General features: G+C 68.1%; 19 protein-coding genes. 10 read left to right on the forward strand and 9 right to left on the reverse strand.

The genetic code is table 11. The features are described 5' to 3' along the window. Nucleotides 1–71: 71 nt before the first annotated feature. Nucleotides 72–3098 (forward strand): phosphoenolpyruvate carboxylase, encoded by a 3027-nt coding sequence (ppc, locus tag CFB47_RS14045; RefSeq protein WP_089440786.1) that lies wholly within the window; start codon nucleotides 72–74, stop codon nucleotides 3096–3098. Between the two features lie 119 nt (nucleotides 3099–3217). Here the strand turns inward: ppc and CFB47_RS14050 are convergent, their stop codons facing one another. After that, nucleotides 3218–3970 (reverse strand): class I SAM-dependent methyltransferase, encoded by a 753-nt coding sequence (locus CFB47_RS14050; RefSeq protein WP_039368573.1) that lies wholly within the window; start codon nucleotides 3968–3970, stop codon nucleotides 3218–3220. Between the two features lie 215 nt (nucleotides 3971–4185). Here CFB47_RS14050 and CFB47_RS14055 point away from each other — a divergent pair, with 215 nt between their 5' ends. The 3 genes from CFB47_RS14055 to CFB47_RS14065 all read left to right on the forward strand — a co-directional run bounded on the left by CFB47_RS14055 (nucleotide 4186) and on the right by CFB47_RS14065 (nucleotide 7319). Beyond that, nucleotides 4186–4995, forward strand: a complete 810-nt coding sequence (locus tag CFB47_RS14055; protein WP_089461495.1) for a helix-turn-helix transcriptional regulator — start codon at nucleotides 4186–4188, stop codon at nucleotides 4993–4995. A gap of 136 nt (nucleotides 4996–5131) precedes the next feature. After that, complete coding sequence (gene argH, locus CFB47_RS14060) at nucleotides 5132–6541, forward strand: argininosuccinate lyase (protein WP_046544646.1); 1410 nt, start codon at nucleotides 5132–5134, stop codon at nucleotides 6539–6541. A 94-nt stretch (nucleotides 6542–6635) separates the two neighbouring features. Further along, the gene (locus tag CFB47_RS14065; protein ID WP_089461813.1) at nucleotides 6636–7319 is read left to right on the forward strand and encodes an HAD family phosphatase; all 684 of its coding nucleotides are present in this window, start codon (nucleotides 6636–6638) and stop codon (nucleotides 7317–7319) included. A gap of 87 nt (nucleotides 7320–7406) precedes the next feature. On the opposite strand, the gene CFB47_RS14070 is transcribed toward CFB47_RS14065, so the two are convergent. From CFB47_RS14070 to apbC, 5 genes are all read right to left on the reverse strand, one after another. Next, entirely contained in the window at nucleotides 7407–8258 is an 852-nt protein-coding gene (locus tag CFB47_RS14070) for a lysozyme inhibitor LprI family protein (RefSeq protein WP_089461496.1), read from the reverse strand. Next, the gene (locus CFB47_RS14075) at nucleotides 8258–10537 is read right to left on the reverse strand and encodes an arginine/lysine/ornithine decarboxylase (protein WP_089440792.1); all 2280 of its coding nucleotides are present in this window, start codon (nucleotides 10535–10537) and stop codon (nucleotides 8258–8260) included. Before CFB47_RS14075 ends, CFB47_RS14070 begins: the two co-directional genes overlap by 1 nt. Before the next feature lie 81 nt (nucleotides 10538–10618). Further along, a complete protein-coding gene (gene dcd, locus CFB47_RS14080; protein WP_006398615.1) occupies nucleotides 10619–11188 on the reverse strand; it encodes a dCTP deaminase in 570 nt (189 codons plus the stop codon). 112 nt (nucleotides 11189–11300) lie between these two features. Further along, complete coding sequence (sodC, locus tag CFB47_RS14085; RefSeq protein WP_089440793.1) at nucleotides 11301–11837, reverse strand: superoxide dismutase [Cu-Zn]; 537 nt, start codon at nucleotides 11835–11837, stop codon at nucleotides 11301–11303. Nucleotides 11838–11970: 133 nt separating this feature from the next. After that, nucleotides 11971–13062: an iron-sulfur cluster carrier protein ApbC gene (gene apbC, locus CFB47_RS14090; RefSeq protein WP_089440794.1), complete on the reverse strand. Its 1092-nt coding sequence runs from the start codon at nucleotides 13060–13062 to the stop codon at nucleotides 11971–11973. Between the two features lie 350 nt (nucleotides 13063–13412). Between apbC and CFB47_RS14095 the strand changes: the two genes are divergently transcribed. Then, complete coding sequence (locus CFB47_RS14095; protein ID WP_089440795.1) at nucleotides 13413–14057, forward strand: OmpA family protein; 645 nt, start codon at nucleotides 13413–13415, stop codon at nucleotides 14055–14057. 377 nt (nucleotides 14058–14434) lie between these two features. After that, nucleotides 14435–16588 (forward strand): methionine--tRNA ligase, encoded by a 2154-nt coding sequence (gene metG, locus CFB47_RS14105; protein WP_089461497.1) that lies wholly within the window; start codon nucleotides 14435–14437, stop codon nucleotides 16586–16588. Between the two features lie 58 nt (nucleotides 16589–16646). Here the strand turns inward: metG and CFB47_RS14110 are convergent, their stop codons facing one another. Both CFB47_RS14110 and CFB47_RS14115 read right to left on the reverse strand, forming a co-directional pair. Continuing rightward, on the reverse strand, nucleotides 16647–20720 hold the full coding sequence (locus CFB47_RS14110; protein ID WP_089461498.1) for a translocation/assembly module TamB domain-containing protein: 4074 nt from the start codon (nucleotides 20718–20720) through the stop codon (nucleotides 16647–16649). A gap of 28 nt (nucleotides 20721–20748) precedes the next feature. Beyond that, complete coding sequence (locus CFB47_RS14115; protein WP_089461499.1) at nucleotides 20749–22563, reverse strand: autotransporter assembly complex family protein; 1815 nt, start codon at nucleotides 22561–22563, stop codon at nucleotides 20749–20751. Between the two features lie 248 nt (nucleotides 22564–22811). Between CFB47_RS14115 and CFB47_RS14120 the strand changes: the two genes are divergently transcribed. From CFB47_RS14120 to panD, 4 genes are all read left to right on the forward strand, one after another. Beyond that, complete coding sequence (locus CFB47_RS14120) at nucleotides 22812–23000, forward strand: DUF3460 family protein (RefSeq protein WP_089426099.1); 189 nt, start codon at nucleotides 22812–22814, stop codon at nucleotides 22998–23000. 4 nt (nucleotides 23001–23004) lie between these two features. After that, the gene (locus CFB47_RS14125; protein ID WP_021164248.1) at nucleotides 23005–23877 is read left to right on the forward strand and encodes a ScpA family protein; all 873 of its coding nucleotides are present in this window, start codon (nucleotides 23005–23007) and stop codon (nucleotides 23875–23877) included. A gap of 265 nt (nucleotides 23878–24142) precedes the next feature. Then, a complete protein-coding gene (gene panC / locus CFB47_RS14130; protein ID WP_089461500.1) occupies nucleotides 24143–24982 on the forward strand; it encodes a pantoate--beta-alanine ligase in 840 nt (279 codons plus the stop codon). A 42-nt stretch (nucleotides 24983–25024) separates the two neighbouring features. Then, the gene (gene panD, locus CFB47_RS14135; protein WP_011352892.1) at nucleotides 25025–25411 is read left to right on the forward strand and encodes an aspartate 1-decarboxylase; all 387 of its coding nucleotides are present in this window, start codon (nucleotides 25025–25027) and stop codon (nucleotides 25409–25411) included. A 126-nt stretch (nucleotides 25412–25537) separates the two neighbouring features. Here panD and CFB47_RS14140 read toward each other — a convergent pair whose 3' ends face one another. Beyond that, on the reverse strand, nucleotides 25538–26206 hold the full coding sequence (locus CFB47_RS14140) for a ParA family protein (protein ID WP_089440800.1): 669 nt from the start codon (nucleotides 26204–26206) through the stop codon (nucleotides 25538–25540). Between the last annotated feature and the right edge of the window lie 6 nt (nucleotides 26207–26212).

The following is a 26212-nucleotide window of genomic DNA, read 5'->3' on the forward strand; positions in this document are numbered from 1 at the left end:
CTGGTTGCTTGACCGCAGTTTCGCAGTTTCCGCAGTTCCTTTTGACTCGAGCTTTCCCAAGGAAACCCATCGTGAAGTCTTCCGGATCGGCGCGTACGGCGCGCCGCAATGCTGCCCTGTCCTCCTCCGACGCCTCGACGGACACCGTCGCCACCGCCGCGAACGGCCGTGCGAAAACGGCAACGAAACCGAAAGACCCGATACGTCAGACAAAACGCGCGACGAAAGCCGCCGGCCCGGCTGCCCGCACCGCGGCCCGCACGGCCGGTGCACCGAAGTCCGGAACGCGCACGCGCGACGACAAGGACGGCCCGCTGTTCGAAGACATCCGCTTCCTCGGCCGCCTGCTCGGCGACGTCGTGCGCGAGCAGGAAGGCGACACCGTGTTCGACGTCGTCGAGACGATCCGCCAGACCGCGGTCAAGTTCCGCCGCGAGGACGACAGCGAAGCCGCGCAGACGCTCGAGAAGAAGCTGCGCAAGCTGACGCCGGAGCAGACGGTGAGCGTCGTGCGCGCGTTCAGCTATTTCTCGCATCTCGCGAACATCGCGGAAGACCGCCACCACAACCGCCGCCGCCGCATCCATGCGCTGGCCGGCTCCGCGTCGCAGCCCGGCACGGTCGCGTACGCGCTCGAACAACTGAAGACGACCGGCAACGCGTCGAAGCGCCTGCTGCAGCGCTTCTTCGACGATGCGCTGATCGTGCCGGTGCTGACCGCGCACCCGACCGAGGTGCAGCGCAAGAGCATCCTCGACGCGCAGCACGACATCGCGCGCCTGCTCGCCGAACGCGACCAGGAACTGACGAGCCGCGAGCGCCAGCACAACGAAGCGATGCTGCGCGCGCGCGTCACCGCGCTGTGGCAGACCCGCATGCTGCGCGACTCGCGCCTGACGGTCGGCGACGAGATCGAGAACGCGCTGTCGTACTATCGCGCGACGTTCCTCGACGAACTGCCCGCGCTGTACGGCGACATCGAGGCCGCGCTCGCCGAGCACGGCCTGTCCGCGCGCGTACCCGCGTTCTTCCAGATGGGCAGCTGGATCGGCGGCGACCGCGACGGCAACCCGAACGTGACCGCGCCGACGCTCGACGAAGCGATCAACCGCCAGGCCGCGGTGATCCTCGAGCACTATCTGGAACAGGTGCACAAGCTCGGCGCCGAGCTGTCGGTGTCGAACCTGCTCGTCGGTGCGAACGACGCGGTGAAGGCGCTCGCGGCAGCCTCCCCCGACCAGTCGCCGCACCGCGTCGACGAACCGTATCGCCGCGCGCTGATCGGCATCTACACGCGCCTTGCCGCCAGCGCGCGCGTGCGTCTCGGCGAAGGCACGGTGCCGGTGCGCAGCGCGGGCCGCGGCGCGCCGCCCGTGCGCGCGGTCCCGTACGCGGATTCCGAAGCGTTCGTCGCCGACCTGAAGGTGCTGACCGCATCGCTCGACGAACACCACGGCACGTCGCTCGCCGCGCCGCGCCTCGCGCCGCTCGTGCGCGCGGCCGAAGTGTTCGGCTTCCATCTCGCGAGCATCGACCTGCGCCAGAGTTCCGACATCCACGAAGCCGTGGTCGCCGAACTGTTCGCCCGCGCGGGCGTCGAGGCCGACTACGCGGCGCTCGCCGAGGAAGACAAGCTGCGCGTGCTGCTCGCCGCCCTCGCCGATCCGCGTCCGCTGCGCTCGCCGTATTTCGAATACTCGGCGCTCGCGCAGAGCGAGCTCGGCGTGTTCGAGAAGGCGCGCGAAGTCCGCGCGCAATTCGGCGCACGTGCGGTACGCAACTACATCATTTCGCATACGGAAACCGTCAGCGACCTCGTCGAAGTGCTGCTGCTGCAGAAAGAGACGGGCCTGCTCGAAGGCGCGCTCGGCGTCCCGGGCGGCGATGCGAAGAACAGCCTGATGGTGATCCCGCTGTTCGAGACGATTCCCGACCTGCGCGACGCCGCGCGCATCATGCGCGAGTACTTCGCACTGCCGGGTATCGACGCGCTGATCGCACACCAGGGCGCCGAGCAGGAAGTGATGCTCGGCTATTCGGACAGCAACAAGGACGGCGGCTTCCTCACGTCGAACTGGGAGCTGTATCGCGCGGAGCTCGCGCTCGTCGACCTGTTCCGCGACCGCAAGATCACGCTGCGGCTGTTCCACGGCCGCGGCGGCACGGTCGGCCGCGGCGGCGGCCCGACCTACCAGGCGATCCTGTCGCAGCCGCCGGGCACGGTGAACGGCCAGATCCGCCTGACCGAGCAGGGCGAGGTGATCGCGAGCAAGTTCGCGAACCCGGAGATCGGCCGCCGGAACCTCGAGACGGTCGTCGCGGCGACGCTCGAGGCGACGCTCCTGCCGCAGAACAACGCGCCCGCGCAGTTGCCGGCGTTCGAGGCCGCGATGCAGACGCTGTCCGATGCGGCGATGGCCGCGTACCGCGCGCTCGTCTACGAAACCCCGGGCTTCACCGACTACTTCTTCTCGTCGACGCCGATCACCGAGATCGCCGAGCTGAACATCGGCAGCCGCCCGGCGTCGCGCAAGCTGCAGGATCCGAAGCAGCGCAAGATCGAGGACCTGCGCGCGATTCCGTGGGGCTTCTCGTGGGGCCAGTGCCGGCTGCTGCTGACCGGCTGGTACGGTTTCGGCAGCGCGGTGAGCGCGTATCTCGACGGCGCGCCGGACGACGCCGAGCGCACGAAGCGCGTCGCGCTGCTGAAGAAGATGAACAAGACCTGGCCGTTCTTCTCGAACCTGCTGTCGAACATGGACATGGTGCTCGCGAAGACCGACCTCGCGGTCGCGTCGCGCTACGCGCAGCTCGTTTCCGACCGCAAGCTGCGCAAGCACGTGTTCGAGCGGATCGTCGCGGAATGGGAGCGCACGTCGCAGGCGCTGGCGGAAATCACCGGGCACGAAGGCCGCCTCGCGACTAACCCGCTGCTCGCGCGCTCGATCAAGAACCGCTTCCCGTATCTCGATCCGCTGAACCACCTGCAGGTCGAGCTGATCAAGCGCCACCGTGCCGGCGACACGAACGCGCGGCTGCGCCGCGGGATTCACCTGACGATCAACGGGATCGCGGCCGGCCTGCGCAACACGGGCTGATCCGCGTGCGGCGCGGTGTGATTCCCGCGCCGACTGACGTCTTGAAAGCCGCGATACGCGATGATGCGTATCGCGGCTTTTTTCATGCGCCGGCGAAGCCGTGCCGGCACACCTCGCGCTCAGTGCGCGTCGATCAGCAACGCGTCGTGTTCGAACGAACCGTCGGGCTGCACCGCGTAGTAGCCGCGCACTTCGTCCGGCGCATGCGCCCACAGCGCGCGAATGCCGGTGACGCTGTCGGCCGGCGTGCGGATGCGCGCGACCCACGTATCGAAATCGATCGGCAGCCGCCAGCGGCTGTGCACGTGCGCGTCGAAGCCGGCTTCGCGGAACATCGCGAGCCATTCGTCCGCCCGGTAGTCGCGCACGTGCGACGCGTCGCGCAGCACTTCCGCGGCCTGCAGGTACGTATCGAGAAGCGGATGGTCGTTGCCGGCGATATCGATCATCAACACGCGGCCGCCCGGTTTCAGCACGCGGCGCACCTCGGCAAGCGCCGCGCGCATGTCGTGCCAGTGGTGCGCGCTCATCCGGCTCACGACCCAGTCGAACGTCGCCGTCTCGAACGGCAGTCGCTCGGCCGGCCCCTGCTGCGTACGGATGTTCGCGAGCCCGCGTTCGCGCGCGGCGGCGTCGACGGTCGCAAGCATCTGCGCGGCGAGATCGTAGGCGACCACGTCGCGCACGTGCGGCGCGACGGCGAAGCTGGCATGGCCCGCGCCGCAGCCGAGATCGAGCACCGCGGCGTCGGGCGTGGCGCGCACCGCATCGGCGAGCGTCTGCAGATCGGCGCCCGTCGCGTGGACCGTGCTCGTCAGATAGGCGGCGGCCGTCGTGCCGAATGCGTCGGCGACCTGGTCGTGATGTTTCATCGTTCGCTCCTTTGTACCGTTGCCGGTGCGACAGGCGCCTCAGCACCTGCTCCGGCCCCATGCAACGCGTTTTGTGGGACGCTCGCTGCCCTGCCAGCGTGCGAGCCGCTACAATAGGCCTGCGCTTGTACCAGTACAAGTTAAGCAGTTATTCTGGTATTCGATACACCTGTCTGACCGTTGCCGCGCCTCCGTTTCCATTTCGACGTTTCCGCATGAACCACCCGTCCTCCGCTCCCGTCCCGCCGCTCGACGCCTCGCCCGCCCGCGCACTCGGCGAATTCATCCGCGCCCACCGCGAGCGGCTGTCGCCGCAGGCCGTCGGCCTGCCGCCCGGCCCGCGCCGCCGCACGCCGGGGCTGCGGCGCGAGGAAGTCGCGCAACTGTGCGGCGTCAGCCCGACCTGGTACACGTGGATCGAACAGGGCCGCCCGGTGTCGGCGTCCGCCGACGCGCTCGCGCGGATCGCCGTCGCGCTGCAACTGTCGAAAGCCGAGCGGGCCTACCTGTTCGAGCTGGCCGCGCAGCGCGACCCGGCCGAGCCCGACGTCGCGGCCGGCGACCTGCCGCCGACGCTCGCCGCGACCGTCACGGCCATCGCGACGCCCGCGTACGTGCTCGACCGGCAATGGAACGCCCTCGCTTGGAACGCGCCGGCCGCCGTGCTCTTTTCCGGCTGGCTCGACGGCGCGCACGATCGCAACCTGCTGCGCTTCACGTTCATGTCGCCGGCCGCGCGCACGCTGATCGTCGACTGGGAAACCCGCGCGCGGCGGCTCGCGGCCGAATTCCGCGCCGATTCGATCCGTCACCTGACCGATGCGCCGACGCGCGCACTGATCGACGCGTTGACCGCCGGCAGCGACGCGTTCGCGCAGTACTGGGCATCGCAGGACGTGTTCGAACGCGAAGGCGGCCTGCGCGAATTCGACCATCCGGCCGACGGCCGCCTCGTGTACCAGCAGATCACGCTGAAGCCCGCGCACCGCGAGGACCTGAAGCTGGTCGTGCTGGTGCGCGACTGAACGGGCCGGCCCGCGCCGGGCACGGTCGGCAGGCCGCCGCGAACGGCCGCGCGCCGCGGCGGGCAGGCCCGCGAATGTTAGAATCGCGGGATTCCTCGGCGGCGCACGCCGCTCAATCTCCCTTCGAAGAATCGCCATGACGTCCCAACTGCACAAAAAGGGCGAGGCCTGGTCGGCCCGCTTCTCGGAACCGATGTCCGAGCTGGTCAAGCGCTACACGTCGTCGGTATTTTTCGACAAGCGCCTCGCGCTCGTCGACATCGCCGGCTCGCTCGCGCACGCGAACATGCTCGCCGCGCAGAAGATCATCAGCGCCGACGACCTGGCCGCGATCGAACGCGGGATGGCACAGATCAAGGGCGAAATCGAGCGCGGCGAATTCGAATGGCAGCTCGACCTGGAAGACGTCCACCTGAACATCGAGGCGCGCCTGACCGCGCTGATCGGCGACGCCGGCAAGCGCCTGCACACGGGCCGCTCGCGTAACGACCAGGTCGCGACCGACATCCGCCTGTGGCTGCGCGGCGAGATCGACCGCATCGGCGGCCTCCTGAACGACCTGCGTGGCGCGTTGCTCGACCTCGCGGAACAGAACGCCGACACGATCATGCCGGGCTTCACGCACCTGCAGGTTGCCCAGCCCGTCACGTTCGGCCACCACCTGCTCGCATACGTCGAGATGTTCTCGCGCGACGCGGAGCGCATGCGCGACTGCCGCACCCGCGTGAACCGCCTGCCGCTCGGCGCGGCCGCGCTCGCCGGTACGAGCTACCCGATCGATCGTCACGCGGTGGCGAAGACGCTCGGCTTCGACGGCATCTGCGCGAACTCGCTCGACGCGGTGTCGGATCGCGACTTCGCGATCGAATTCACGGCGGCTTCCGCGCTCGTGATGACGCACGTGTCGCGCTTCTCCGAGGAACTCGTGCTGTGGATGAGCCCGCGCGTCGGCTTCATCGACATCGCCGACCGCTTCTGCACCGGCAGCTCGATCATGCCGCAGAAGAAGAACCCCGACGTGCCCGAGCTCGCCCGCGGCAAGACGGGCCGCGTGAACGGCCACCTGATGGCGCTGCTGACGCTGATGAAGGGCCAGCCGCTCGCGTACAACAAGGACAACCAGGAAGACAAGGAACCGCTGTTCGACACGGTCGACACCGTCGCCGACACGCTGCGGATCTTCGCCGAGATGGTGGCCGGCATCACCGTGAAGCCGGACGCGATGCGCGCGGCCGCACTGCAGGGCTTCTCGACCGCCACCGACCTCGCCGACTACCTGGTCAAGCGCGGCCTGCCGTTCCGCGATGCGCACGAAGCCGTCGCGCATGCCGTGAAGATCTGCGACGACCGCGGGATCGACCTGGCCGACCTGACGCTCGACGAGATGAAGCAGGAGCTGCCGAACGTCGCGCACCTGATCGGCGAAGACGTGTTCGGCTACCTGACGCTCGAGGGCTCGGTCGCGAGCCGCAACCACCCCGGCGGCACCGCGCCCGACCAGGTGCGTGCGGCGGTCAAGGCAGCGCGCGCCGCGCTCGGCCAGTAAGCCTGCTGTTCCGGACGGACGCCCTCGGCGTCCGTTTTTCATTCGGGCGGCCGTCGCGCCGCCCATCGCCTTCCCTGCTTCCCGAATGCCGCCGATGACCTTTTCCGCCGCGCTCTTCGACATGGACGGCCTGCTCGTCGATTCCGAGCGGACCATCATGAATACGTGGATCGACGTGTCGAATGCGCACGGCGTCACGCTGACCACAACCGACTACCTGCAGATCGTCGGCCGCTCGTTCGCCGAAGGCCAGGTCATCCTGGCACGGCTGATCGGTAACCCCGATACGTTCGACGCGGTGCGCATCCGCGTGCGCGAACAGCTCGCGGCGCCCGAACCGCATCCGAAGTTTCCGCTGAAGCCCGGCGCGTTCGCGCTGCTCGACGCGCTCGCGCAAGCCGGCATTCCGTGCGCGGTCGCGTCGTCGTCCGCGTGCGAGGTCATCCGCGCGCGACTCGACGCGGTCGGCGTGCTGCCGTTCTTCCGCGCGATCGCGGGCGGCGACGAAGTCGCGCGCGGCAAGCCCGATCCGGCCGTCTACCGGCTCGCGGCCGAACGCCTCGGCGTGCCGGCCCACGCCTGCGTCGCGTTCGAGGACAGCGACTTCGGCGCGCAATCGGCCGCCGGCGCAGGTGCATCGGTCATCACCGTGCCCGACCTGAAGGCGCCGACGCCCGAAATCGTCGCGCTGAGCCTGCACGTGCTCGCGTCGCTCGACGATGCGGTCGCGCTCGTGCCGTCGTGGTTCGGCGGGCTCGAGACGCAACGGCCCGCCTGACTCACGGCCGCCAAATGAAAAACGGGCACCTTTTCGGGTGCCCGTTTTGCTTTTGGCTGTCTCGCCGAATCGGCGTCGCCATCGCACTTACTTGTTGCCGGCCGTCTCCGACAGCCGCTTCATCGTCGCGATGCGCGCGCCGATCAGGTCGACGCGGCCGTCCTCGCCGACGAGCGGTGCCGTCGCATCGCGGAACCCGACCCACGCGCGCTGCGCGCGGACGAGCGTCGCGGCCGAATGCGCGGGCATCTTGCGGCGCAGCTTCTGGTAATAGCGGTTCAGGTCGAACAGCGCATGCTCGCACGCGGCGTCCTGTTCGCACGGCCGCACGCGGCGCACGGCCGGATCGCGCGGCGCGTTCGCCGGCTTGGCGTTCGGCTTGGCGTTCGGCTTGGCGTTCGGCTTGGCCGCGCTCGGCGCATCACCCGCGCTACCCTGCGCACCGCTCGTAGCCGCGACCGGCACGGCGCCGGGCGGCGGTGCATAACGATCGGCCGCTGCGCGCAGCGCCAGCGCGCGATCGCGCACCGGCTGCAGTTGCAGGTCGGCACTCGACATCGCGTACGACGTCCCGCGCGTGGTGTCGTACACGGCCTTCAGCAGAAGCACTTCGTCCTTGCGCCACGTGAGCCAATGGCGCTGGCTGTCCTGCCAGCCGCGCTTCGCATCGGCCGGCGCATCCTTCAACAGGCGCTGGTACGCGCCGTCCATCACGGCCTGCCACTGCTGCTGCGCTTCGCCCATGCACTGGATCTGGCCGGCCGGCGAAGACCGGTCGCGCCGCGCGAGACACTGCCGCATCGCGACGTCGATCGGGTCGGCCGCCGCGACTTCCGCGTGCACGACCCCGACGCCCGCCAGCCCTGCCGACCCTGCCGCCCAGACGACGAGCGCGGCCAGCGCCGCACGCATCGCCTGGATTCGTCCGTGCGCCGCCATCAGTCGCGCACGCAGTCGACGAAGTACTCGACGCGGCCGTTCACCTCTTCCGCGACGAGGCCGTGGATGTCGGTGTGGAAGCCCGGGAAGCGTTCGTTGAAGTCGCGCGCGAACCGCAGGTAGTTCACGATCGTCTTGTTGAAGCGCTCGCCCGGGATCAGCAGCGGAATGCCCGGCGGGTACGGCGTGAGCAGGATGCTCGTCACGCGGCCTTCGAGCTCGTCGAGCGGCACGCGGTCGATCTTGCGGTGCGCGAGCTTCGCGAACGCGTCCGACGGCTTCATCGCCGGTTCCATGTCCGACAGGTACATCTCCGTCGTCAGGCGGGCGATGTCGTTCGCGCGGTACACGTCGTGGATCTGCGTGCACAGGTCGCGCAGGCCGACACGCTCGTAGCGCGGATGCTGCGCGACGAATTCCGGCAGCACGCGCCACAGCGGCTGGTTGTTGTCGTAGTCGTCCTTGAACTGCTGCAGCTCGGTCACCATCGAGTTCCAGCGGCCCTTCGTGATGCCGATCGTGAACATGATGAAGAACGAGTACAGGCCGGTCTTCTCGACGATGATCCCGTGCTCGGCCAGGTACTTCGTGACGATCGCGGCCGGAATGCCGGTCTCGCCGAACTCGCCGTCGACGTCGAGCCCCGGCGTGATGATCGTCGCCTTGATCGGGTCGAGCATGTTGAAGCCTTCCGCCAGCGGGCCGAAGCCGTGCCAGTGGTCGTTCGGCTTCAGCATCCAGTCCTCGCGCGAACCGATGCCTTCTTCCGACAGGTTGTCCGGGCCCCACACGCTGAAGAACCAGTCGTCGCCGTATTCGGCGTCGACCTTGCGCATCGCGCGGCGGAAGTCGATCGCCTCGGCGATCGATTCCTCGACGAGCGCGGTGCCGCCCGGGGGCTCCATCATCGCGGCCGCGACGTCGCACGACGCGATGATCGCGTACTGCGGGCTCGTCGACGTGTGCATCAGGTACGCCTCGTTGAAGCGGTGCTTGTCGAAAGTGCGGTTCTCCGAATCCTGCACGACGATCTGCGAGGCCTGCGAGATGCCCGCGAGCAGCTTGTGCGTCGAGTGCGTCGCGAACACGAGCGCGCCGGTGCGCGGACGGCCGTCGCCGATCGCGTGCATGTCGCGGTAGAAATCGTGGAAGGTTGCGTGCGGCAGCCACGCTTCGTCGAAGTGCAGCGTGTCGAGCAGGTCGCCGAGCAGGTCCTTGATCATCTCGACGTTGTAGACGACGCCGTCGTACGTGCTCTGCGTGATCGTCAGGATGCGCGGCTTCATGTCCGGGTTCTCGCGCATCGCTTCGCGCGCGAACGGGTTCGCCTCGATCTTCTTGCGGATGTTCTCCGGCTTGAATTCGTCGCGCGGGATCGGCCCGATGATGCCGAAATGGTTGCGCGTCGGCGTGAGGAACACGGGAATCGCGCCCGTCATCGTGATCGCGTGCAGGATCGACTTGTGGCAGTTGCGGTCGACCAGCACGATATCGCCCGGGGCGACCGTCGCGTGCCAGACGATCTTGTTCGACGTCGACGTGCCGTTGGTCACGAAGAACAGGTGGTCCGCGCTGAAGATGCGCGCCGCGTTGCGCTCGGACGCCGCGACGGGGCCCGTGTGGTCGAGCAGCTGGCCGAGTTCGTCCACGGCGTTGCAGACGTCCGCGCGCAGCATGTTCTCGCCGAAGAACTGGTGGAACATCTGGCCGAGCGGGTTCTTCAGGAATGCGACGCCGCCCGAGTGGCCCGGGCAGTGCCACGAGTACGAGCCTTCGTCCGCGTACTTGACGAGTTCCTTGAAGAACGGCGGCGCGAGCGAGTCGAGATAGACCTTCGCCTCGCGGATGATGTGGCGTGCGACGAACTCCGGCGTGTCCTCGAACATGTGGATGAAGCCGTGCAGCTCGCGCAGGATGTCGTTCGGCAGGTGGCGCGACGTGCGCGTCTCGCCGTACAGGAAGATCGGGATGTCCGCGTTGCGGCGGCGCACTTCGGTGACGAACGCGCGCAGCTCGATGATCGCGGTCGCGAGTTCGGGCAGCTCGCCGTCCTGGCCGGTCTCGCCGAGCATGAGTTCGTCGTCGTCGATCGACAGGATGAAGCACGACGCGCGGCTCGACTGCTGCGCGAACGACGTCAGATCGCCGTAGCTCGTGAGGCCGAGGACTTCGACGCCCTCCTTCTCGATCGCTTCGGCCAACGCCCGGATGCCGGAGCCCGAGATGTTCTCGGAGCGGAAATCTTCGTCGATGATGACGACGGGGAAACGAAACTTCATGGGCGATTCTCCAAAAAGAACGACCGCGGCGCGTCACGCGCAGCGGTCACCCGGAAACTGGTGAGACGTTATGCAACCAGATCAGGTTTTCGGCAGCGTGACACCACGCTGCCCCTGATACTTGCCGCCGCGATCCGCGTACGACACGTCGCACACTTCGTCGCTCTCGAAGAAGAGCACCTGGGCGACGCCTTCGTTCGCGTAGATCTTCGCGGGCAGCGGCGTGGTGTTCGAGAATTCCAGCGTGACGTAGCCTTCCCACTCGGGTTCGAACGGCGTCACGTTGACGATGATCCCGCAGCGCGCATAGGTCGACTTGCCGAGGCAGACCGTGAGCACGGTGCGCGGGATGCGGAAATATTCGACGGTGCGGGCCAGCGCGAACGAGTTCGGCGGGATGATGCACACGTCGCCCTTGAAATCGACAAACGAACCCTCGTCGAAGTTCTTCGGATCGACGATCGTCGAGTTGATGTTCGTGAAGATCTTGAATTCGTCCGCGCAGCGGATGTCGTAGCCGTAGCTCGACGTGCCGTAGCTGACAATCCGGCGGCCGTCCTCGGACGCGCGGACCTGATCGGGCACGAACGGCTCGATCATCTTGTGCTCTTCGGCCATGCGCCGAATCCATTTGTCGGACTTGATGCTCATATCGGGGCGCCTGGAAACGCTGCGTGACGGGAAACGAAGGCCGCCATTCAGGACGGCGGCCAGGGAAAGGCCGACATTTTACGCGATCATCGGCCCGCGTACGCGGCGGCCGTCAACGGATCACGCCACAGGCGAGCGCGGGCCCCGCGCCATGCTGCGGAAACGCGGGATCGCTCGAGTCGCGGTGTACCAGCGCCGCGCGGTTCATCGCCGAGCGCACGCCATCGAGGGCCAGATCGGGCGCGACGATGAAGCCGGCCGCGACGCCGTTCGCGTCCGCGTGGATGTTGCCGAGATCGCCGGCGACGCGGGCACCCGCGCGCAGCCGGTCGGCCGCGGGCGCGAACACCTGGCCGGCGCTCGAGCCGTCGCCCGCGTTGCAGTCGCCGCGTTCGTGTACCTGTAAGGCGTGATCGCTGTTCGGCGGCAGCCCGGCCAGGTTGTAGGTAACCTGCACGCCGTCCGGACGCTCGACGAACGTCACCGCGCCGCGCGCCTGCGAGCCGACCGTCGGCTGCAGCTGTGCGTCGGCCCGTTTTTCGTGCGACGAGGAAAAGGAGGTGCAGCCGGCCAGCAGGCCCAGCGCGGCGGCGGCCAGCAGCGCGCACCGCACGCGGCCGGCGTACACGCCGTGATGTCGTTGTTTCATTCGATCCTCATGCCGGCTGACGGCCGTTTGACACGACGGCCGCGCCGGGCGGGTAAAGGGACCCGGGAAAAGTCGCCATGATACCGCGCCTCGCGGCGCCGTAAACAGCGTGAGGCCCCGCCCCGCAAGGGTTTTACGTATTTTGAACAACGATCGACGGGAACTTCGACGTCATGTCGCGCGATCGCTCGGCAATCGCCAGCGCCACCCCGCGCGCGATTTCGCGATAGCGACGCGCCAGCGCGCCGTCGGCATCGGCCACGACCGTCGGCGTGCCGCTGTCGGCCCGCTCACGGATCGCGATGTCGAGCGGCAGGCTGCCGAGCACGTTCACGCCGTATTCCTTCGCCATCCGCTCGGCCCCGCCGGCGCCGAAGATGTGCTCCTCGTGGCCGCAGTTCGAGCAGGTGTGGATGCTCATGTTCTCGACGATGCCGAGGATCGGAATCCCGACCTTCTCGAACATCTTCAGGCCCTTCTTCGCGTCGAGCAGCGCGATGTCCTGCGGCGTCGTGACGATCACCGCGCCGGTGACGGGCACGCGCTGCGCGAGCGTCAGCTGGATGTCGCCCGTGCCGGGCGGCATGTCGACGATCAGGTAGTCGAGCTCGCGCCAGTTGGTCTGGCGCAGCAGCTGCTCGAGCGCGGAAGTCGCCATCGGGCCGCGCCACACCATCGGGTTGTCTTCCTCGATCAGGAAGCCGATCGAGTTTGCCTGCAGCCCGTGGCCGACGAGCGGGTTCATCGACTGGTTGTCGGGCGACTCGGGGCGTTGGCCATGGATGCCCAGCATCGTCGGCAGCGACGGACCGTAGATGTCGGCGTCGAGGATACCGACCGACGCGCCTTCCGCGGCAAGCGCGAGCGCGAGGTTGACGGCCGTCGTGCTCTTGCCGACACCGCCCTTGCCCGACGCGACCGCGACGATGTTCTTCACGTTCGGCAGCAGTTTCACGCCACGCTGCACCGTGTGCGCGACGATCTCCTGCGAGACCGCGACGCGCGCGTCGCGCACGCCGGCCACGGCCTGGAGCGCCGCCGTGATGCGGGCGCGCACGTCGTCGTGCTGGCTGCGCGCGGGATAACCGAGCACCACGTCGAGCGCCACGACGTCGCCGTCGATCGCGACGTTGCGCACGCCCTTATTCGCCGCATACGGACGGCCGGTATTGGGGTCGACGACAGCCGCCAAAGCGGCGTCGACTTGTGCCCGGTCAATGCTCATCGAAACTCCGTGAAAACGTTTTTCTCGCGCGCAAACGTCAAAAAATATCAAATTACGGCGCGAAAATCGGGAAAAGTGAAAGAATCTGTTGCACGCCATTGCGCGAACGCGCGACCCGGCGCACTCTTCGCGTGCGGCATGCTATGGGGCCAAATCGGCCACTTACCGCCTATATTGTAGAGGCTGACGCGTCGCACTGTCCCAACAGCCACGCTGACGGACAGGGCATGCAGCCACCTCGGCGGCTGCCGCGGGCACGGGCTGCCCTCCTTTTTCGGGCGGCCCGCGCAGGGAGCCGTAACTGTTGTTGTCGTCGTTGTCGACTCGTTCAACCAAGAGAGGAATCCAAGATGAACATGAAAATCGCGACCCGCTTGTCCGTCTTCGCATTGGCCGGCGCCCTGCTGGCAGGCTGCGCCACGCAGCAAGGCAACAATACGGCCGTCGGTACCGGCACGGGTGCGGCGCTGGGCGCAGGCATCGGCGCACTGGCGGGCGGCGGCAAGGGCGCGGCGATCGGCGCAGGCGTCGGCGCACTGGTCGGCGGCGTGACGGGTTACAACTGGCAGGCGATCAAGAACAAGCTCGCGCCGTCGGCGGCGCAAACGGGTACGCAAGTGACCGAGCAGCCGGACGGCTCCCTGAAGCTGAACGTGCCGAGCTCGGTGACGTTCGCGACGAACCAGTACGCGATCACACCGGCCTTCACGCCGCTGCTGAACGACCTGGCGACGACGCTGAACCAGAACCCGCAAGTGACGGCATCGATCGTCGGCTACACGGACAGCACGGGCTCGGCCCAGCTGAACCAGACGCTGTCGCAGAACCGCGCGCAAAGCGTCGTGAACGCACTGGCGCAGCGCGGCGTGAACGCCGGCCGCCTGTCGGCGCAAGGCATGGGCGCATCGAACCCGATCGCGGACAACGCGACCGAAGCCGGCCGCGCACAGAACCGCCGCGTCGAAATCTACCTGCGCGCAGCGCAGGCGCAGTAAGCGCGCGACGAGGAGAACGCGCGGGCCCGCCGCCCGCGCAGCCCCGCCGGACAAGGCTTCCGGCGGCGCCGGTAACAAATCGAAAAAATTTTCGAACTTCTATCGCAGGCCGTGGTCAGTATTTACGGTACGCGGCTGGTGTTGCCGGCGCGTCACCATTCTCCTCTTGTCGTTGTTGCTCCGGGGCCGTATCCGCCCCGGTTTTTTTTGCCCGCAGAATTCGTGCTGCATCGCAGCACCGCACCGTCGGGCACGCCGCATGCGCGGCCCCGCCCGTTTCGGCGCCCGGTCCTGGGGCGCCCGCCCGCGTCGCTGTTGCGCACCCCTGCTAGAATCGCAGTTTCCCGTCGTTTTTCCGCTGTTCCTCTACAGACCCTATGTCCGCATCCGACCTCACTCCCGTGCAGGCTGCGGCGCCGCAAGGTGGCCGCCAGATCCTCGTTACGTCCGCACTGCCCTATGCCAACGGGCAGATCCACATCGGCCACCTGGTCGAGTACATCCAGACCGACATCTGGGTGCGGACGCTGCGAATGCATGGCCATGAGGTCTACTACATCGGCGCCGACGACACGCACGGCACGCCGATCATGCTGCGCGCGGAGAAGGAAGGCCTGACCCCGAAGCAGCTGATCGACCGTGTGTGGACCGAACACAAGCGCGACTTCGACAGCTTCGGCGTGTCGTTCGACAACTTCTACTCGACCGATTCGGACGAGAACCGCGTGCTGAGCGAGAAGATCTACGTCGCGCTGCAGGACGCCGGCTTCATCGCCGAGCGCGAGATCGAGCAGGCGTACGATCCCGTCAAGGAAATGTTCCTGCCGGATCGCTTCATCAAGGGCGAGTGCCCGAAGTGCCACGCGAAGGACCAGTACGGCGACAACTGCGAAGTGTGCGGCTCGACCTACCTGCCGACCGAACTGCTGAACCCGTATTCGGTCGTGTCGGGCGCGACGCCGGTGCGCAAGACCTCGAAGCACTACTTCTTCCGCCTGTCCGATCCGCGCTGCGAAACGTTCCTGCGCGAATGGGTGAGCGGCCTCGCGCAGCCCGAAGCGACCAACAAGATGCGCGAATGGCTCGGCGACGCCGGCGAGGCCAAGCTCGCCGACTGGGACATCTCGCGTGACGCGCCGTATTTCGGCTTCGAGATCCCGGGCGCGCCCGGCAAGTATTTCTACGTGTGGCTCGACGCGCCCGTCGGCTACTACGCGAGCTTCAAGAACCTGTGCGAGCGCAACGGCATCGACTTCGATGCGTGGGTCCGCCCGGGCTCGACCACCGAGCAGTACCACTTCATCGGCAAGGACATCCTGTACTTCCACACGCTGTTCTGGCCCGCGATGCTCGAGTTCTCGGGCCACCGCACGCCGACCAACGTGTTCGCGCACGGGTTCCTGACGGTCGACGGCGCGAAGATGTCGAAGTCGCGCGGCACGTTCATCACCGCGCAGAGCTACATCGACACGGGCCTGAACCCCGAATGGCTGCGCTACTACTTCGCCGCGAAGCTGAACGCGACGATGGAAGACATCGACCTGAACCTCGACGACTTCCAGGCGCGCGTGAACAGCGACCTCGTCGGCAAGTACGTGAACATCGCGAGCCGCGCGGCAGGCTTCCTGATCAAGCGCTTCGACGGCCGCGTGCAGGACAGCGCGATGAACCATCCGCTCGTCGCGAAGCTGCGCGAGGCGATCCCGCAGATCGCCGCGCACTACGAAGCACGTGAATACGGCCGCGCGCTGCGCCACACGATGGAGCTCGCGGACGAAGTGAACGCGTACGTCGACGGCGCGAAGCCGTGGGATCTCGCGAAGGATCCGGCCAACGCGGTCGCGCTGCACGAAACCTGCAGCGTGAGCCTCGAGTCGTTCCGCCTGCTGTCGCTCGCGCTGAAGCCGGTAATGCCGCGCGTGGCCGAAGCCGTCGAGTCGTTCTTCGGGATCGCGCCGCTCGCCTGGGCCGATGCCGCAAAGCCGCTGTCGTCGGAGCAGCCGATCAAGGCGTACCAGCACCTGATGACGCGCGTCGATCCGAAGCAGATCGAAGCGCTGCTCGCCGCGAACCGCGACTCGCTGCAGGCCGAAGCCACCGGCGCGGCTGCCGCGAGCGCGAACGCGAAGGATGCGAAGAACAACGCGAAGGCGAACGCGAAGCAGGCCGCCGTGAACGGCGCGGACGACGCACCGATCTCGATCGATGATTTCGCGAAGATCGACTTGCGCATCGCGAAGATCGTCGCGTGCCAGGCCGTCGAGGGCTCGGACAAGCTGCTGCAGCTCACGCTCGACGTCGGCGAGGAAAAGACCCGCAACGTGTTCTCGGGCATCAAGTCCGCGTACCAGCCCGAGCAGCTCGTCGGCAAGCTGACCGTGATGGTCGCGAACCTCGCGCCGCGCAAGATGAAGTTCGGCCTGTCCGAAGGGATGGTGCTCGCTGCGTCGGCCACCGACGAGAAGGCCGAGCCGGGCCTCTACATCCTCGAGCCGCACAGCGGCGCGAAGCCCGGCATGCGCGTGAAGTAAGCCGAACGCGCTGCCGCTTGCGCAAAAAGGAAGCCCCGCACGATGTGCGGGGCTTTTTTCATGGCTGCTCGGCGCGCCGCCCGCGCCCGCCGTCGCTGCTGAACCAGCGATCAAAGCGCCGCGTGTAGTTCAGGTCGACGCCCTGGAACGTGCCGCCGTACGCGGATACCGACCAGAAACGCGTCAGGTTGATCGTCGCCTTGAACGCGTTGGCCGCCGATTGCAGCCCTTGCTCGAAGCCGAGCACGAAGCGCTCGTTGATCGCCTTCGACACCAGCACGACCTGCGGATCGGTCAGGCCGACTTCACTGCGGCCGACCGAAACCTCGTCGAGACCGAAGGTCTGCGCGACGCGCTTGCCGGTCACGCTGCCGAGCAGCCCGAGCGCCGCCGTCATCGCACCCTGCTGGCCGACGTTGTTGCCCTGGTCCGTGCCGTGCCCGAACAGCAGCCACGACAGCTTTTCGTTGTCCGTGACGTTCGGCTCCGACACGAGCTTGACCGTCAGCGACTGGATCGTGCCCGTCACCTGCACGCCGGCCTCGACTTCCTGGTTGCGCCGCATCGCGAGGATGTTGACGCCCGGGTTCGACACGGGGCCGTTGAACGTGAAGAAGCCATTCTCGATCGCGAGCTTGCGGCCGAACGACGTGTACGTCGATCCTTCGGTCACGCGCACGTTGCCGACCGCGCGCAGCGGCACGCCCGGCGCGCTCATCACGGTGATCGTGCCGCGCAATCCGAGATCCGCGCCATGGCCCTTGAAGCGGAAGTTGTTGCCGAGGCCGATGTCGACATTCGCGCGCGGCGCGAGCGACGGCGCCGGCTTGTCCTCGACCGGCTTCGGCTTCGCGACCGCGGAACCGGTCGGCGTCTCGCCGCGCACCGTGCCGCCCGGCTGCATGATCACCACATCGTCCGACAGGTGCGGCGCCGATTCCTCGGGCAGGTCGAACAATGCGCGGTCGACGACGAACTTGCCGTCGATCGACAGCGCGCCGCGCGGCCCGTCGTTCGCGACCGTCGCCTTGCCCGACAGCGACAGCTTGCGGTCCGGCGCCGCGAACAGCTCGAGCTTGTCCGCGACGATGCTCGCGGTCAGGTCGGGCGCCTCGCCGTCGAGGCGCACGCGGCCGAGCATGCGCAGCGTACCGTCGCCGCCGTGGAATTCGACCTGCTGGAATTCGACGAGGTTTTCCGACAGCTTCACGCGCACGATGCCGTCCTTCAGCTGCACGCCCTGGTCGATGAGCGTCGCGGACAGGTCGTCACCCGTCAGCGTCCCCGACAGGTTCGGCTTCGCCGGCGTGCCCGCGACGGTCAGCTTCAGCGCCGCGCGGCCGCCAAGCAGGTAGCTCGGCCCGAACAGGTTGCCGGTCGTCTTCAGCGCCGGGATGTCGGCGTCGATGCGGCCCGACAGCGGGCCGTCGTTGACCACGCCGAACATGCCGTCGTGCAGCGCGAACGGCACGGTGACGTTCGCGTCGAGCGTGCCGATCCGGTTCGCCTTCGCGAGCGCCGTCACGTTGAGCCGGTTGCCGGGCGTGAAGCTCGCGCGCGCGGACAGGTCGGTCAGCCCCAGCGAGGCGATGCCGCGCCCGCTCTCGATCGTCACGTCGCCGCCGCGGCGCTTCACCTGCACGTAGCCCGTCGCGTTCGCGCCGAGCGAGAAATCCCAGTCGGCATCGAGCACGACGTCGGTGCGCACCGGCGGCCGCTGGCCCGTCAGCGCCTGGCGGACCTCCAGGAAACGCGCGACCGACGCACCGGTCACCGAGCCCGCCGAGCGCATCTGGCCGTGATCGAACACAAACGATTTCAAGTCGATCGCCGCGCCTTCGAGCGTGAGCCGCGTCGCGCCGAGCGTCACGCGGCCGGCGCCGGCCGACACGGTCAGCGGCGACTGCAGCGCGATGGCCGGCGTGCCGCGGTTCGCAAGACGCGTGACGGTGCCGTCCCAGCGCATCCCGTCGCGGTTCTCGACCACGCCGCCATTCGCCGCGAGCGTCACGTCGATCACGCGACCATCGGCAATCCCGAGCGCCGATGCGTCGAGCGTGTGCTTCGCGCGCGTGCCGTCGAGGTTCGCGCGCAGCGATTTCAGCTTCAACGAGCCGAGCGCGAGGTCGGACGCGTCGGCCGTGAACACGAGCGCGCCGTGCGCGCCGTCGCGGATGTCCGCCCGGCCCTGTGCGGCACCGATCCGGTTCGAGCCGACGACGACGTGCTCGGCCTTGTAGGTGGCCGTCACGTTCGGGTGCGCGAAGCTGCCGGTCAGGTCGCCCTGCGCCTGCACGAGCCCTTCCACGCCGAAGCCGAGCCGGTCAAGCTGCGGCGCGTCGACGACGAAGCGCAGCCGGTCGCCGGGCGCGCCGAAGCTGCCGCGCAGGTCGACGTGGTTGCCCGCGATCGACAGGTTTGCGTTGCTCGGCAAGATGCGCGAGCCGGCCAGCTGCACGACGCCGGCGCCGGTCAGCGGCACGCCGTCGTACAGGCTGTCGCCGAGCTTGAAGGTCGCCTTCGTCGATACCTGCGGCGCGAATGCGCCGGACGCCGTGAGCGTGCCCGACACGCGCGTCTCGCCGCGCTGGGCCGGCGCCTTCGCCGCCTTGGCGGGCGCCTTGCCGCCACCTGCCTTCGGCGCGCTCATCGCGGCGAGCAGCAGCGGATCGAATGCGGTCAGCGTCGCCTTCGCGTCGTAGCTCGAATGCGCATCGTGGCGGAACACACCGGTCAGGTCGATCCGGCCCTTGCCCGCCGTCACGCGCGCGTCGGTCAGCACGGTTTGCTGCGGCGTCAACGCGACCTTCGCGCGTGCGCCGAGCGCGAGCTTCGGGTCGTTCAGGTTGAAGTCGACGGTCGTGACATCGCCCGCGAGCGTCACGCCGAGCGGGCCGGCGAGGCGCATCGGCCGCAGCTCGGCGACGAATGCGTTCAGGTCGAGATTCGCGACCTTCAGGTCGAAACGGCCCTTGCCGCCCGTCAGCGTGCCGTTGCCCGTCACGCTGCCGTCGCGGATCAGCTTCAGTGCGAGATCGTCGATCCGCTGCGCGTGCGCGTCGAGATGCACGTTCGCGTGCGCGTCGATCACCGGCAGCAGGTGGTCGCCGAGCGTGCCGGGCTTCGCGTTGACGATCGACACCGGGCCCGTCACCGCGAAACCCTTCGCGGGCTCCGCCCCGGCCGGCGCGGTCACCGGCGCGAGTTCCGCGCGCACCGCGAGATCGGCGGCCGGCGCGCCGGGCGCGAGCGCCTGCGGGTTCACGTGATCGAACGCGAGCGATGCGCGCGTGAGCGGCACCGCGCCGAACGGTGCGGCCTCGACGTGCGCGCGCCCGTTCAGCTTCATCCCGCTTGCGTCGACTTCGGCGACGAGCGCCTCGAGCGAGCCCGACACGCGCGCACGCGCGTCGACCGGCTCGTCGGACAGCTTGCCGGCATACGTGGCGTCACCCGTCAGCGCGAACGGCTTCACGCCGTCGAGCTTCGCGCGTGCGGTCAGCGTGCCGTACGGCGTATCGATGCCGTCGAGCACGAGTTCATGGTGACGGCCGTCGCTGCGGCCGTTCAGCGCGATATGGTCGAGCTGCGTCGTCGAGCCGCCGTCGTGGATCGCGAGGTGATCGACGCGCAGGTCGTCGATCCGCAACTGCAGCGGCAGGCTCAGGTCCTGCGGCATCGTACTCGGCGTCGACGGCCCCGGCGCGATCCGCACGTCGATCGTGCCGGCGCGAAGGTACGCGATGGACAGCCGCCACGGCGCGCGGGTCAGGGCCCAGCGGCCGTCGAGCCGGTCGATGCGGACCTCGGTGCCCGAACCGTCGGGGCTGGTCCACGCGAAGCCGCGCAGCCGCACGCCGGTCGCGAGCGAGCCACCGTCGAGCGTGCCCGCGAGCCGCGTGCCGAGCACGTGACCGGCCAGTTGCCACGCAAGCCGCGTGCCGCGTTCGGTCGTCACCGCGCCCACCACGAGCCCCACCGCCAGCACGACGAGCAGCACGACCGTCGCGAGCGTCCATGCGACGACGCGCACCGCCCGGCCGCGGCGCGGCGCGCGCGGCGGCGTGTCGGGCGCGCCGTCGGGCGAGTCCGGATCGTGAGGCGGCGGCGTGTCGTTCGGGTCCTTCGTCATGCGGTTCGTCGTCGGTGAAGCAGTACGGTCAGAAAGCGATGCCGAGCGTCAGGTACGGGCGCACGCTATGGTTGCGCAACCCGTACGCGACGTCGACGTTGATCGGGCCGACGGGGCTGCGCCAGCGCGCGCCGATGCCGACACCCGGATAGAACACGCGCTCGCCCCACGCATCGGTGGCGGTGCCGATGTCGAAGAACGTCGCTGCGCCCCAGTCGCGGTTGAACCAGTGCTGGTATTCGGCCGTGCCCGTCATCAGGTACTTGGTCGGCAGCACGGAACCGTCGACGCTGTTACCGATGCTCTGGTAGCCGTAGCCGCGCACCGAGTTCGAACCGCCCGCGCGGAACAGCAGCGACGCCGGCACACCGGTCGAGCTGCCGCTCGTGAACACGCCGCCGAGTTCCGCGCGGAACACGAACAGGTCGCGCTTGCCGATCGGCAGGTACTGCTGGCCGCGCGCGTAGCCGCGAATGAAGGACTGGTCGGTCAGCACGCCCTTGACCGCAAAGCCGGCCTCCGCGTGGATCAGGTTGCCCGAGCGCGGAAACAGCGGATCGTCGACGTTGCGGCGCGTCCACGCCCATTGCGGCACGAGCGCGCGGCTCGTGGTCGGACCCGCGCCGTTCTGGTCGAGCCGGTCCTGGTAGTACATCAGCGAATACGAATAATCGATGAACTGGCCGGTGCGCGTGCGCTGCGCGCCGACCCGCGCGCTGTAGATGCGCGTGTCCGACACGTTGGTGTTCGTGTACGACGCGAGCACGCTGTTGGTCCAGCCCTTCTCGCCCGGCGGCATCGACAGCTGGACCTGCCCGTATTGCTGGATCTGGTCGAGCCGGCCCGACACGGTCAGCGGCCACGCGGCGCCGAACGTGTCGAGATACGTATAGGAGCCCTGCACGTGCGGCCCGGTATCGGTGGCAAAGCCGACGCCGCCGCGGATGTTGTTGTACGGAAACTCGCTGACCTTCACGTGCACGGGCGTGCGCTCGGGCTTCGCCGTATCGTCGCCGACGTCGATCGCGACGCTCGCGTAATACGGCGTGTTCTGCAACTGACGCTGCAGTTCGGTGATCCGCTGCACGTCGTAGATCTCGCCTTCCGACAGCGGGTTGACGTTCGTGACGATCCTTTCCGGATAGCGCCGCACGCCGTCGACGTCGACCTTGCCGATCGTGAACGTCGGGCCGCTGTCGAACGTGACCGCGAGCATCGCGCGCTGCGTGCGCGGGTCGATGCGCGCTTCGGACGACGCGATCTTCCCGCCGAGATAGCGGCGCGACTGCAGTTGCCTGAGCGCCGCGCCCTTCGCGCCGTCCCAGTCGGACTGCGTGAACGGATCGCCCGGCTTCAGCGAGAACGCGAAACGGGTCGCGGCTTCCTGCTTCGGATCCTCGGTGTCGATGGGCCCCTTGAACGTCAGGTCGACGCTCGACACGATCGTCTGCTTGCCGGGATCGACCGCGATGCGCACGTCGCGCTTGCCGTCGCGCGTGCGCACATCGGTGCGCACGACCGGCGAGAAATAGCCGGCCGTCGCGGTGAGGTCGCGCACCTGCTGCGGCGTGGCGGTCACGAGGAAGTCGAACTGGTCGTCGCTGATGTCGTCGCGCTTCGCGAAGCGCGCGATATCGAGATGCGTCTTCAGGAGCTTGCGGATCGAACGCGGCGCGTCGATGTCGACGTCGTACTTCGCGTGGGCCGGCAGCGCGAAGCACGCGGCCAGGCAACCCGCGAGGGCCGCCCGCGCGGCGCGGGCCGCGACGCCGGCGCGATTGCGTTCCCCGCGCGGGACCGCGTCATGTGCCGTATGTGCTTGCTGGTTCGACTGCCCCGCCAAATATGACCTCGCCGTCTCGGAGTGTTACGGTTTCGTGGAAAACCCTGTATTTGACCACAGGGCGCCGACGTCGCCGCCAAACGATTGTGAAAGAGTGCCAAGGCACCGCAAGGGCCGCCGCACGATGTCCGCCGGTACCGGCCAGCGGATTCGACGTGCGATTGACGCCGGCCGTTCCCGCGATGCGGTAAAATCCCGCCATCGTGAATCCGGCGCATCGTGCGCCGCCCGAAACGGAAAACCCAGCCATGCCGTACCAGTCCGATGTCACGCAGTTCCTGAACCAGCTCAAGCAGCAGAAGCCGACGCTCGAGGACGAGCAGCGCAAGGGCCGCTCCCTGCTGTGGGACAAGCAGCCGATCGACCTCGAAGAGCGTGCCGAGCAGCAGGAATCGCGCGTGAAGCAAACGCCGTACGTCTACTACCAGAACTTCTGACGACGTGAGCGCCGCCGACGAGGCCAGCGCCGCCCGCCAGGACGACGCGATCGCCGCGCCCGCGGGCGCCGATTCGACGCCCGACACGGTCGACGGTGTCGCGGCATTCGCTCGCCTGTACGGCGAGCCGCTCTTCAAGCTGCCGCAGGATCTCTACATCCCGCCCGATGCGCTCGAGGTCTTCCTCGAGACCTTCGAAGGCCCGCTCGACCTGCTGCTCTACCTGATCCGCAAGCAGAACTTCAACGTGCTCGACATCCCGATGGCGCAGGTCACCGCGCAATACCTGGGCTACGTCGACCAGATCCGCACGTCGAACCTGGAGCTGGCGGCCGAGTACCTGCTGATGGCCGCGATGCTGATCGAGATCAAGTCGCGGATGCTGCTGCCGGTCAAGAAGGCCGACACCGGCGAGGAAGCCGAGGATCCGCGCGCCGAACTCGTGCGCCGCCTGCTCGAATACGAGCAGATGAAGCTCGCCGCGCAGCGGCTCGACCAGTTGCCGCAGCTCGGCCGCGACTTCCTGCGCGCCGAGGTCTACATCGAGCAGAGCGTCACGCCGCGCTTCCCCGACGTGAATTCGGACGACCTGCGCGCCGCATGGGCCGACGTGCTCAAGCGCGCGAAGCTCGTCCAGCACCACAAGATCTCGCGCGAGGAGCTGTCGGTGCGCGAGCACATGAGCCTGATCCTGCGCCGGCTGCAGAACGCACGCTTCATGGAGTTCGCCGAGCTGTTCGACACGTCGCGCGGCGTACCGGTCGTCGTCGTGAATTTCATCGCGATGCTCGAACTCGCGCGCGAATCGCTCCTCGAAATCACGCAGGCCGAGCCGTTCGCGCCGATCTACGTGCGTCTCGCGTACCTGCCCGCGTAACCCCCGCGCCCGCCTCTCCCGTTCTCCCGGTTCATCCCCGCACGCTCGCTGCTACGCCGCAGTCCGGCTCGGCCGCGCGAGCGGTTGCCGGCACGCCCGACTAAAAAGTGAACGATCGTTCTTTTTTCGATGCGTTTGGCGGCCAAATCCTCTACAATCCGCCGACGCCTGATGCGCCGCCCGCGCGCCGGCGTTCTCCGCTTCGACCCCGACGCCGCTGCTGCGGCGCCAACGCGCGCCAGCGCGAGGAACCCGCTACCCGATCATGAAAGTCATCAGCTCGATCCATGAACTGCGCGACCAGCTGCGCGGCCAGAACCGCACGGCGTTCGTGCCGACGATGGGCAACCTGCACGAAGGGCACCTGTCGCTGATGCGCCTCGCGCGCCAGCACGGCGACCCGGTCGTGGCGAGCATCTTCGTCAACCGGCTGCAATTCGGCCCGAACGAGGATTTCGACAAGTATCCGCGCACGCTGCAGGACGATATCGAGAAGCTGCAGAAGGAAAACGTCTACGTGCTGTTCGCGCCGACCGAGCGCGACATGTACCCGGAACCGCAGGAATACCGCGTGCTGCCGCCGGACGATCTCGGCGGGATCCTCGAAGGGGAATTCCGGCCCGGCTTCTTCACCGGCGTGTGCACGGTCGTGGCGAAGCTGATGGCCTGCGTGCAGCCGCGCGTCGCCGTGTTCGGCAAGAAGGACTACCAGCAGTTGATGATCGTGCGCCGCATGTGCCAACAGCTCGCGCTGCCGGTCGACATCGTCGCCGCCGAAACCGTACGCGACGAGGACGGCCTCGCGCTGTCGTCGCGCAATCGCTACCTGTCGGCCGACGAGCGCAGCGAAGCGCCCGAACTCGCGAAGACGCTGCAGCGCATCCGCGAAAGCGTGCTCGGCGGCGAGCGCGACCTCGGCAAGCTCGAGGACCTGGCCCGCGCGCATCTGGCCGGCCGCGGCTGGGCGCCCGACTACATCTCGATCCGCCGCCGCGCGAACCTGATCGCGCCGGACGCAGCCCAGCTCGAAGCCGGCGAACCGCTCGTCGTCGTCGCCGCCGCGAAGCTCGGCGCAACGCGCCTTATCGACAACCTGGAAATCTGACGGGCCGCCCCGCCCGCGCCTCTCACGCATCACGGAGACACCATGCAGCGCCACATGCTCAAATCGAAGATCCACCGTGCGGCCGTCACGCACTGCGAGCTGCACTACGAAGGCTCGTGCGCGATCGACGAAGACCTGCTCGAAGCATCGGGCATCATCGAGAACGAACGGATCGACATCTGGAACATCAACAACGGCGAGCGTTTCTCGACTTACGCGATCAAGGGTGAGCGCGGCAGCGGGATGATCTCGCTGAACGGCTCGGCCGCGCGTCGCGCGCAACTCGGCGACCTCGTGATCATCGCGGCCTTCGCGATGGTCGACGAAGCCGAGCTGCAGGCCGGCTGGAAGCCGAAGCTCGTGTTCATGGACGACGGCAACAAGATCAAGGGCCACCGCGATCACGTGCCGACGCAGAACTGGACCTGACCACCTGCACGCGTGCCGTCGCGCGCGGGCACGGCGGTGCCGCTTGTGGTCGAAGGGCCGGATGCCGTATTCGACGGCATCCGGCCCTTTCTCTTTTCATCGTGCGCCGCCCCGGCGGCCGCGCGATCAGGACGCCTTGGCGGCCTTCTCCGGCTTCTCTGCCTTCGGCGCCCGGCGTTCGGCCCATTCGACGATCGGCCGCCACTGTTCGAGATCCTTCTCGACGCGGCTCTTCGCGACGTCCCACAGCGTCAGGCCGTGCGCGGCGATCTGCACGTAGTTCTGCGTGTCGCGCACGTAGCCGAGCACCGGCAGGCCGAGCCCTTCGACGAAGCGGTGAAGCTGGTCGGACGAGCGCGTGCGCGCATCGACCCGCATCCCGACGATCCCGACCTCGACGCTACCCTTGCGCACGGCCTTCTCGCCGGCGAGGCGCTCCAGAAACTGCTGCGTGGCCAGGATATCGAACATCGACGGCTGCAGCGGCACGATCACCTTGTCGGCCAGTTGCAGCGCGACGTTGAGCCGGTTGCCGTGCAGGCCGGCCGGCGTATCGATCACCGCATATTCGAGGCCGCGCGGCGGCTTCGTCGGCGCGTCCGGGTCGAGTTCCCATGCCTCGATCGGCGGCAATCCGGCCGGCCGCAGGTCGAGCCACGCATGCGCGGACTGCTGCCGGTCCAGGTCGGCGAGCGCGACCCACGCGCCCTGCGCCGCGAAATAGCCGGCAAGATTGGTGGACAGCGTGCTCTTCCCCACGCCGCCCTTCGGATTCGCCACCACGATCACCGTCATGAATTC

The sequence above is a fragment of the Burkholderia sp. AU27893 genome, from assembly GCF_002223205.1.
Lineage (GTDB): Bacteria > Pseudomonadota > Gammaproteobacteria > Burkholderiales > Burkholderiaceae > Burkholderia.

Coding starts and splice junctions, on each gene's coding strand:
- CFB47_RS14050 (WP_039368573.1), bottom strand. CDS start 3,970: ATGAAACATCACGACCAGGTCGCCGACGCATTCGGCACGACGGCCGCC.
- CFB47_RS14055 (WP_089461495.1), top strand. CDS start 4,186: ATGAACCACCCGTCCTCCGCTCCCGTCCCGCCGCTCGACGCCTCGCCC.
- argH (WP_046544646.1), top strand. CDS start 5,132: ATGACGTCCCAACTGCACAAAAAGGGCGAGGCCTGGTCGGCCCGCTTC.
- CFB47_RS14065 (WP_089461813.1), top strand. CDS start 6,636: ATGACCTTTTCCGCCGCGCTCTTCGACATGGACGGCCTGCTCGTCGAT.
- CFB47_RS14070 (WP_089461496.1), bottom strand. CDS start 8,258: ATGGCGGCGCACGGACGAATCCAGGCGATGCGTGCGGCGCTGGCCGCG.
- CFB47_RS14075 (WP_089440792.1), bottom strand. CDS start 10,537: ATGAAGTTTCGTTTCCCCGTCGTCATCATCGACGAAGATTTCCGCTCC.
- dcd (WP_006398615.1), bottom strand. CDS start 11,188: ATGAGCATCAAGTCCGACAAATGGATTCGGCGCATGGCCGAAGAGCAC.
- sodC (WP_089440793.1), bottom strand. CDS start 11,837: ATGAAACAACGACATCACGGCGTGTACGCCGGCCGCGTGCGGTGCGCG.
- apbC (WP_089440794.1), bottom strand. CDS start 13,062: ATGAGCATTGACCGGGCACAAGTCGACGCCGCTTTGGCGGCTGTCGTC.
- CFB47_RS14095 (WP_089440795.1), top strand. CDS start 13,413: ATGAACATGAAAATCGCGACCCGCTTGTCCGTCTTCGCATTGGCCGGC.
- metG (WP_089461497.1), top strand. CDS start 14,435: ATGTCCGCATCCGACCTCACTCCCGTGCAGGCTGCGGCGCCGCAAGGT.
- CFB47_RS14110 (WP_089461498.1), bottom strand. CDS start 20,720: ATGACGAAGGACCCGAACGACACGCCGCCGCCTCACGATCCGGACTCG.
- CFB47_RS14120 (WP_089426099.1), top strand. CDS start 22,812: ATGCCGTACCAGTCCGATGTCACGCAGTTCCTGAACCAGCTCAAGCAG.
- panC (WP_089461500.1), top strand. CDS start 24,143: ATGAAAGTCATCAGCTCGATCCATGAACTGCGCGACCAGCTGCGCGGC.
- panD (WP_011352892.1), top strand. CDS start 25,025: ATGCAGCGCCACATGCTCAAATCGAAGATCCACCGTGCGGCCGTCACG.
- CFB47_RS14140 (WP_089440800.1), bottom strand. CDS start 26,206: ATGACGGTGATCGTGGTGGCGAATCCGAAGGGCGGCGTGGGGAAGAGC.